An 8430-nucleotide genomic window follows, 5' to 3' on the forward strand; every position below is an offset into this window, starting at 1 on the left:
GCCGCGCCCCGGCCCGCGCCGGGGCGTACGTTCGACATGGCGCCCCTGTGCGCGGCGGCCCGCGGGAGGGTCGACCCGTCCATCGTCGCCCTGTGCCGCTGATGCCGGGGCGTCACCGACGGGGCGTCACCGACGGAGCTCCGGGTCCCCGCTCCGGGCCGGGGGCCCGGTAGCGGCGGCAAATTGAGTGGATGCTCCTGCTCCGGATACCTAGAGTGACCGGACGCCCCGTCACCCGCCAGGAGCCCGACCATGCGCACGCACTACCCCCGCACGGCACACCTGCCGTGGTCCCCGGGTGCCACGCCGGACGACGTGCGCGCGAGCGGGCCGTCGGCGCTGGCCGGGCGGGAGGTGGTCGTCACCGAGAAGCTCGACGGGGAGAACACCACCCTCTACCGGGACGGCCTCCACGCCCGCTCCCTCGATTCGGGACACCACCCGTCCCGCGCCTGGGTCAAGGGCCTCCAGGGCCGGATCGGCTCCGGCATACCGGAGGGCCGGCGGGTGTGCGGGGAGAACCTCTACGCCCGCCATTCGCTCGCCTACGAGGAACTCGACGGCTGGTTCTACGGGTTCTCCGTGTGGGACGGCGACCACTGCCTCGACTGGGACCCGACCGTGCGCTTCCTGCGGCGGCTCGGAATTCCCACGCCGCGCGTGCTCTGGCGGGGCGTCTACGACGAGCGCGCGCTGCGCCGGCTGCGGATCGACACCACCCGCCAGGAGGGCTACGTCGTCCGCACGACGGCGGGCTTCCGGCGCGAGGACTTCGGCCGCTGTGTGGCCAAGTGGGTCCGCGGCGGCCACGTGCAGACCGACACCCACTGGATGTACGCCCCCGTCGTCCCCAACGGACTCGGCGCGAACGCCCCGCTGTGGGCGGTCCGTTCGGGCTCCGAGCCGGACGTGGCCGGGCTGCTGGCCGCGGTCGGACCCGGCCCGGACCCGGCCCGGGAGGGTGACCTGGACGGGGCCGGGCGCACCGTCGCCGAGGTCACCGCCCGGCTCGACGGCGCCGGCCGCACCGGGGACGCCCGACTGGCCGGGGTCCTGGCCGCCGCGCTGCACCGCGAACCACGGGCCACCCTCGGTGCGCGGCTCGCGGCCGGGCCGCTCGGGATGGCGGCCGCCCGGCGGGTGGCGGACCTGGTCGGGCTGTACCCGGCCCTGCGGCGGCCGTTCCCGGACGAGGAACGGCGGGCCGGGCTGGTGCGGATGGCGGCGGCGGCCGACCTCGGGGTGCTGCACGCGCTGGCGGCGGCGCTGCCGGGCGGCGAGGACGAGCCCGGAGCGCGGGAGAGCGTCGAGTGGTCCGCGCTCTGCGCCGAGGAGGCTGGGCTGCTCACGCCCGACCCGCTGCACGGCCTGCGGACCGGGCTGCGGGAGGCCCTCGCCGACCTGGACGGGGACGCCGCCGACCGCTGCTGGGCCGAGGCCCGCGAGGCCTACGGGCGGGGCGCGCTGTCGACCCCCGAGGAGGCGGTGGCGGCGACCTGGCGCTGGCGCGACGCCGGGTCCTTCCCCCGGCTCGTGCAGCTGTGCGGCCCCTCGGGCAGCGGGAAGAGCACGTTCGCCCGGAGCCTGCCGGGAGCCGGCGCGTACGTCAGCCTGGACGACCTGCGCTCCGCCCGTGGTGCGCGCGCCGACCAGCGGGCCAACCCGGAGGTGCTGCGCGAGGGGCTGGAGCGGCTGGACCGGGAGCTGGCCGCGGGCGGCACCGTGGTGTGGGACGCCACCTCCCTGACGGAACGCCAGCGGAGCCTCGCCGGTGCGGTCGCACGGCGCCGCAACGCGCTGGTCACCCAGGTCGTGGTGCTGGTCGGGGAAGCCGAACTGGTGCGGCGCAACTCCGTGCGCCCCCACCCCGTGCCCGAAGCGGTGCTGGCGGCGCAGCTGCGCCGGTTCGCCCCTCCGTACCCCGGGGAGGCGCACCGCACCTGGTACGTGGGCGCGGGCGGCACGGTCGAGGACACCGCGGGCGGGCCGGGACCGGCGCGCGGTGACGGTGAAGGGGAGGGCGTCTGATGCGCACCAGTGAGCAGCTGTACCACCAGGTCCGCTGGGACCCGCGCTTCGACCCGGCGCGGTTCACCCTCGGTCTCCTCCAGCGCGGCGCGGCCCCCAAGCGGGTGCCGCTGCCGTCCTTCGTGCCGGGCGGGGACATCCCCTGGCACCGGGTGCTGTTCGTCGAGGCCGACGACGAGCTGGTGTGGGACCGGGCCACCGGGGTGGACCGGATCGACGAGACGCGGGCCGGACGGGTGGGTGACGTCCGCGTGCTGGCGACCCCGTTCTTCACCGCCCGGACCCCGCACGCGTGGGACCCGGCGGACGAGGGTGGCTGGAGGCCGGCGGCGGCCGGACCCGCCGTACGTCCCCCGGCGCGGGTGCGGCTGCTGACCTGGAACGTCCTGTGGGACCGGTACGACGCCCCGCACATCGCCACCGCGCGGCGCAGGCCTCTGCTGCTGGCCGCCCTGGCGGCGGCCGACGCCGACGTGATCGCCCTCCAGGAGGTCGAACCGGCTCTGCTGGCCCTGCTGCTGGCCGAGCCGTGGGTGCGGGAGGGGTACTGGCTGGGCACCGATCCGGACGGTACGGACGTCGCCGACCACGGACTGCTGCTGCTGAGCCGGCTGCCGGTGCGGGAGGCCGGCGTGCACCGGCTGGGCCGGCACAAGGCGGTCACCGCCGTCACCGTGGACACGGAGGGCGGCCCGCTGGTCGTCGCGGCGACGCACCTGAGCAGCGACCACTCCGAGAACGGGGCGGACCGGCGGGAGGCCGAACTGGCACGGCTCGCCGAGGGGCTGGCCGTCGTCGACGGCGGCTTCGCGCTGCTCGGCGACTTCAACGACGGCCGGGCCGGGGACCAGGGGCCCGCCGCCGCGCTGGGGCTGCGGGACGCCTGGAACGAGGTCCACGGCCCGGCGGACGACACCCCGACCTTCGACCCGGGGGTGAACCCGCTGGCCGCCGTGGGATCGCTGTCGGGCCGGGCGGGCCGGCTGGACCGGATCCTGCTGCGGCCGTCCGGGGGCGTGCGGGTGCGGGCTGCCGCGTTGCGGGGCGATGTGCCGGGGCCGGAGGGGCTGTTCACCTCGGACCACTTCGGGGTGGAGGCCTCGGTGGAGTACGGGGCCGCGGACGCGGGAGCCGCGCTGAGCGGCGTACCGGTGACGGCGCGGACGGCGGTGGCGTGGCTGCCGCCGCACGACGCGGCGGTCGAGGAGCTGCGCCGGGCCCACGACCCGGGGGCCGGCCGCTGGCCCGCTCACGTGAACCTGCTGTTCGGCTTCGTGCCGGAGTCCTCCTTCGAGGAGGCCCTGCCGCTGCTGGCCGACGTCGCGTCCGCCACCCGGCCGTTCACGGCCCGGCTGGAGGGGGTGCACTCCTTCGGGAACCGGGAGGAGGCCACGCTGTGGCTGGACCCGGCGGCGGGCACGGGCGATGACGACCGCTGGCAGGAGCTGCGCCGGGCCCTGGTGGACCGCTTCCCGGACTGCGCGGGGCGCGCGGACGGCTGGACCCCGCACCTGACGCTGGGCCGGAGCGGGGATCCGCGGCGGGCCGAGCGGGAGTGGGCGGCCCGGCTCGGCGGGGGCGCCCCGGCGCGGGTGGGCTCGCTGGCCGTGCTGTCGCGGCGCGGGAACGGGCCCATGCGGGTACGGGCGACGGTGGCCCTCGGCACGGGCGAGGTGCGGTGGATCCGGGAGGCGGCGCCGGCCTCCCTCGTGGAGCCGATGGAGCCGACGGAGCCGGACCGGGCGGCGGAGGCTCCCGCGACGACGGGGGCCGATCCGGCGGACGGAGCCGCCGCGCGGCGGGTCGGGGCGCGGATCGCGGCGGCCCTGCCGGAGGGGCTGGTGCGCACGGCCGGCTCCCGCCGGATGGGCTGCGCCCTGCCCGGTGCCGACCTGGACCTGGTGGCGGTGCTGCCGGGCGCGCCGGACATCGCCGGGCTACGGGCGCGGGTGGCGTCGGCCCTGCCGGAGGCGGAGCGGCTGCGGGAGGTGACCGGGGCCCGGGTGCCGGGGCTGCGGCTGCGGGCGTCCGGGCTGGACGTGGACCTGGTGGTGGTCGCCTCGGGTGCGCTGGAGCCGGCCCGGGCCGTGGAGCGCGGGGCGGAGCTGGGCGAGGCGGCCGCGGTGGCGCTGAGCGCGCTCGGCGACGCGGACGCCGTACGGGAGTCGGTGGGCGCCGACCACGCCGCCTTCGCCCGGCTGGCGCGGGAGGTGAAGGCCTGGGCGCGGGCCCGGGGCCTGGACTCGGCGCCCTTCGGGGGGCTGCCCGGGCTCGCCTGGTCGGTGCTGGCCGCGCGGACCGTCCGGGACTGCGGGGAGCTCTCCGCGGGGGCGCTGCGGCGGGAGTTCTTCGGGGCCTGGGCGGCCTGGGACTGGACGCGGCCGGTGGCCCTGGACCCCGGCGCCCCCTCCCTCCCCGGGCCGGACCCGGTCACCGTCCTCACCCCGTCCGCGCCGGTCCGCAGCTGCACCGGGCAGGTGGGTCCCGGGATGCGGGACCTCCTCGTACGGGAGCTGTACCGGGCGTGGGAGCTGCTGGAGGAGGATCCCGAGGGGCCGGGCCTGCTGCTGTCGGCGCCGCCGCTGCACCGCAGGCACGCGGCGTGGGCGGTGGTGGACGTACGGGCCGACGCGCCAGGGGAGTTCGAGGAGCGGCTGGGCCGCGCCCGGGGGCGGGTGCGCGCCCTGCTCGGCGCGCTCGCGGACGCCGGGGTCCCGGAGGCGCACGCCTGGCCCCGCCCGTTCGAGCGGACCGGCACGCTGGCCCGGTACGCGATCGGCCTGGGCCCCACACCGCCGGACGCCCCGGCCCTCGCGGCACTCGCCGGCCCCTGGTCGGCCGGCCTCCCCGGCGTGGCGGTCACCCGGGCCGCGAACGGCGAGGTCCCCGACCTCCACCACCCCGCGCGGGGGCCCCTCCTCCCCTGATCTCCCGTCAGACCTCGATGACGATCTTGCCGGCGGTGTGGCCGGACCGGCTGAGGGCGAAGGCCGCCGCGAGGTCGGCGAGGGGGAAGGTCTCGGCGACCGTGACCGTCAGCTGCCCGGCGTCGGCGAGGGCCCCCAGGGCCATGAGGTCGACGCCCGCGGGGCGGACCCACATCCACTGGCCGCCCGCACCGAGGACGGCGTGGTCGGCGATCGAGGCGTGCCGGCCGCCTTCGGCGAGGACGGCCAGGGTGACGTCGAGGACACCGCCGACGAAGTCCGCTACGACGCTGACGCCCTCGGGGGCGAGGTCCCGGACCCGCTCGGTCAGGCCGTCCCCGTACGCGACGGGTTCGCAGCCCAGGGAGCGCAGCCGGTCGTGGTTGCGCGGGGAGGCGGTACCGATGACCCGCGCGCCGAGCGCGCGGGCGATCTGCACGCCGAGGGATCCGACGCCGCCGGCCGCGCCGTGGACGAGGACGGTGTCGCCCTCGCCCGTGCCGAGCCGGGTCAGCAGCTGGTAGGCGGTGAGTCCGGCCAGGGGCAGGCCGGCCGCCTGCTTCCAGCTGAGGGAGAGGGGCTTGGGCGCGAGGGCCCGTACGGGGACGGTGACGTACTCGGCGAAGGTGCCGCCGTGCACGTAGTCCTTGCGGGCGTAGGCGATGACCTCGTCCCCGGCCTCGAACTCGGGGGTGTCGATGCCCACGCGTTCGACCGTGCCGGCCACGTCCCAGCCCGGGACCACCGGGTGGACCACGTCCATCAGGGCGTCGAGGCCGCCCGCCATGATCTTCCAGTCCACGGGGTTGACGGAGGCGCAGCGGACCCGGACGAGCACCTCGCCGGGGCCGACCTTGGGGACGGGCTGCCGGGTCTCGGAGAGCACCTCCGGCCCGCCGTAGGTGTCGTACGTCATCGCCCGCATGGTGGCCTGGGTGTCCTCCGGCATTGCGTGCCCTCTCCGTGAGCCGTGAGCCGTGATCCGGTGCCGTGATCGGGTGCCGTGATCCGGTGCCGTGATCGGGTGGAAGCGCCCCCTCGTCCATCCCACCACGAAAGGCCGTGCCCGCCCCGGGAGGCGGGGCGGGCACGGCGCGGCGCATCGGGCCGCGGGCGGGTGCCGGGGGTCCGGGTGCGCACCCGAACGGCCGCGCACCGGCCGCCGGCCCGAGGTCCCGCCCCCCTCGGCACCAGACCCCGCAGGGCACGGCACCGCACGGGATCACTCGTACTCCGTGCCGCCCTTGCGCGTCAGGTACGCCGGGCTGACCGCCTTCGCGATGGCGCGCCCCCCGGTCACCGGGCTGTAGCGCTCCGCCGCCGGGCGGATCACGACGCCCTCGCGCAGGTGCAGGCCCCGGCCGGAGACGGTCTCGCGGCCGTTCGCCAGTTCCAGCACCTCCTCCAGTACGTACGGTCCCTCGAACAGCCGCGGCACCAGGGGCAGTTCGCCGTCGCCGAGCACCCGCTCCGGGTCCAGCCAGCGCACCTCGCCGTCGATCTCGGCGCAGACGTCGAAGACGGCGTAGCCGGGCGGCTCGTCCGACGCGCCGCCGCGGGCCCCGTAGGCCAGGTCCTGCACCCCCGAGCCGTACACCTCGGCGAAGACCCCGACCCGGGTGGCGCCCAGCCGCGCGGCCAGCCGGGCCGCGACCCCGGCCACGCCGTGCCCGCGCACCGCACGCCAGTAGAGGTTGCGGTCGTCCTCCGTGAGCGCGAGCCCGCGGGAGCCGAACCCCTTCGAGGAGACCAGGACCCGCTCCCCGTCGGCGACGTACGTCATCAGGCAGGCCGTGCCGTGGAGCTTCTCCGTGAGGACCACCGGCTCGCCCTCCTCGAAGATCCCCGGGTAGCGCCTCAGGTTCTCGATGTCCGTCCACGGCAGCAGGTCGGGGGCCGACTCGACCTCTCCGTCCATCGTCGTGGGTACGGGTGGCGACCATTTGACGACGCCGAGCAGTTCGGCGAAGTCGGTGCCCTCCTTCGCCGCCGACTCCAGGTCCACCCCGGCCAGCGCGCGGGGCCGGCAGACCAGGCCCTGCGAGAGCTCGCCGCGCAGCCGGACCGCCCGGACCCGGTCGTGGGAGCTTCCCGCGAGCCGTCCGGTCAGGCCCAGCTCCTCGATCAACGCGGCCGGCAGGACGGCCTGTTCGGGTATGTAGAGGGCGAAGTCGCCCGTGCGGTAGGCGCCCTTCGCCACGACGGCCCGGTAGAGGCCCACCTGGGCCAGCTCCAGGGCATCGGCGTTCGGGTGTCCGTGGACGGCGAGTTCCTCGACGGTGACGCGCAAGGTGGACAAGGTACGGCTCCTCTCGGGAGGTTCAGGACGTCCGGCCCACTGTCCGGTGGGCCATTTACGCTGGTCCAGCGAATATCGCGGTGTTAGCCTGCGCCGCGCGGGGCCCGGCCCGCAGGCCCCCGCCCCGCATCCGCCGTCACCGGTCCCAGGAGGCCCCGATGTCAGCTCGTCCCGTCACGGTCGTCACCGGCGGCAGCCGGGGCATCGGCGCGGCCACCTGCCTGCGGCTGGCCGCCGACGGCCACGACCTGGTGCTCGGCTACGCGCATGACGGGGCCGCCGCCGAGGACGTCGCGGAGCGCGTACGGGCGACGGGCGCCCGGTGCGTGACCGTACGGGGTGACACCTCCGAGGAGTGCGCGGTGGAGCGGCTCTTCGACATCGCCGGCGCCGAACTCGGCGCGGTCACCGGCCTGGTCAACAACGCCGGCGTGACGGGCCTGCCGGGCCGCCTCGCCGACGCCCGTACGCAGGACCTGCGGCGGGTGGTGGAGGTGAACCTCCTCGGGTACCTGCTGTGCTGCCGGCGGGCCGCCCGGGACATGGCGGAGAGCGGCGGCGGGGCCATCGTGAACGTCTCCTCCGCGGCCGCGACGCTGGGCAGCCCCGGGGAGTACGTGCACTACGCGGCCACCAAGGCGGCCGTCGACGCCCTCACGGTGGGCCTGTCCAAGGAACTCGGCCCGGACGGCATCCGGGTCAACGCGGTGGCGCCCGGCATCATCGAGACCGGGATGCACGCGGCGATGGGCGATCCCGACCGGCCCGCACGGGCGGCGGCCGGCATCCCGCTGGGCCGGGCGGGGCAGCCCGAGGAGGTCGCCGGGGCCGTCGCCTGGCTGCTGTCGGCGGACGCCTCCTACACGACGGGCGCGGTGCTGCGCGTCTCCGGCGGCCGGTGAGGGGCGCCGACGCCGTACGGAGCCACCGCGGGGGCCGTCAGCCGAAGGCCGCCCGGGTCGCCGGGCCGTAGATCCCGCGCGGATCGCCCTTGATGTCGCGGTCGCGCTGGAGCTGGGCCACGCCGCGCCGGGTCTGCTCGTCGTAGACGCCGGTCTGCGAGACGTACGTGAACCCCTGCCCGTCGCGCGGCCCGCGATGTCCGGGCCGGTGACGGTCGCCGTCGCCGGGCAGCGGATACCCATCACCCCCGCCGTCCTCGGCGAGCACCTCACG

The 8430-nt window shown here is 77.1% G+C and carries 6 protein-coding genes; 3 read left to right on the forward strand and 3 right to left on the reverse strand.

The window, feature by feature from the left end; translation table 11 throughout:
• The first annotated feature begins 252 nt into the window (after positions 1–252).
• Positions 253–2028 (forward strand): RNA ligase family protein, encoded by a 1776-nt coding sequence (locus ABZW32_RS37885; RefSeq protein WP_356225189.1) that lies wholly within the window; start codon positions 253–255, stop codon positions 2026–2028.
• Positions 2028–4955, forward strand: a complete 2928-nt coding sequence (locus ABZW32_RS37890; RefSeq protein ID WP_356225191.1) for a poly(A) polymerase — start codon at positions 2028–2030, stop codon at positions 4953–4955. Before ABZW32_RS37885 ends, ABZW32_RS37890 begins: the two co-directional genes overlap by 1 nt.
• A 7-nt stretch (positions 4956–4962) precedes the next feature.
• Here ABZW32_RS37890 and ABZW32_RS37895 read toward each other — a convergent pair whose 3' ends face one another.
• A complete protein-coding gene (locus ABZW32_RS37895; RefSeq protein WP_356225199.1) occupies positions 4963–5880 on the reverse strand; it encodes an NADP-dependent oxidoreductase in 918 nt (305 codons plus the stop codon).
• Positions 5881–6177: 297 nt separating this feature from the next.
• Complete coding sequence (locus ABZW32_RS37900; RefSeq protein ID WP_356225193.1) at positions 6178–7254, reverse strand: RNA ligase (ATP); 1077 nt, start codon at positions 7252–7254, stop codon at positions 6178–6180.
• 158 nt (positions 7255–7412) lie between these two features.
• On the opposite strand from ABZW32_RS37900, the gene ABZW32_RS37905 reads away from it, so the two are divergent.
• Positions 7413–8156, forward strand: coding sequence for an SDR family oxidoreductase (locus ABZW32_RS37905; RefSeq protein WP_356225195.1), 744 nt, complete (start codon positions 7413–7415; stop codon positions 8154–8156).
• Between the two features lie 37 nt (positions 8157–8193).
• Here ABZW32_RS37905 and ABZW32_RS37910 read toward each other — a convergent pair.
• The coding region (locus ABZW32_RS37910; RefSeq protein ID WP_356225197.1) for a peptidoglycan-binding domain-containing protein at positions 8194–8430 on the reverse strand (237 nt) is incomplete at its 5' end.

The sequence above is a fragment of the Streptomyces sp. NPDC004667 genome (assembly GCF_040609475.1).
Classification (GTDB): domain Bacteria; phylum Actinomycetota; class Actinomycetes; order Streptomycetales; family Streptomycetaceae; genus Streptomyces.

What these genes read in the sequence shown, in the direction of transcription:
- ABZW32_RS37885 (WP_356225189.1), top strand. Translation starts at nt 253, where the DNA reads ATGCGCACGCACTACCCCCGCACGGCACACCTGCCGTGGTCCCCGGGT.
- ABZW32_RS37890 (WP_356225191.1), top strand. Translation starts at nt 2,028, where the DNA reads ATGCGCACCAGTGAGCAGCTGTACCACCAGGTCCGCTGGGACCCGCGC.
- ABZW32_RS37895 (WP_356225199.1), bottom strand. Translation starts at nt 5,880, where the DNA reads ATGCGGGCGATGACGTACGACACCTACGGCGGGCCGGAGGTGCTCTCC.
- ABZW32_RS37905 (WP_356225195.1), top strand. Translation starts at nt 7,413, where the DNA reads ATGTCAGCTCGTCCCGTCACGGTCGTCACCGGCGGCAGCCGGGGCATC.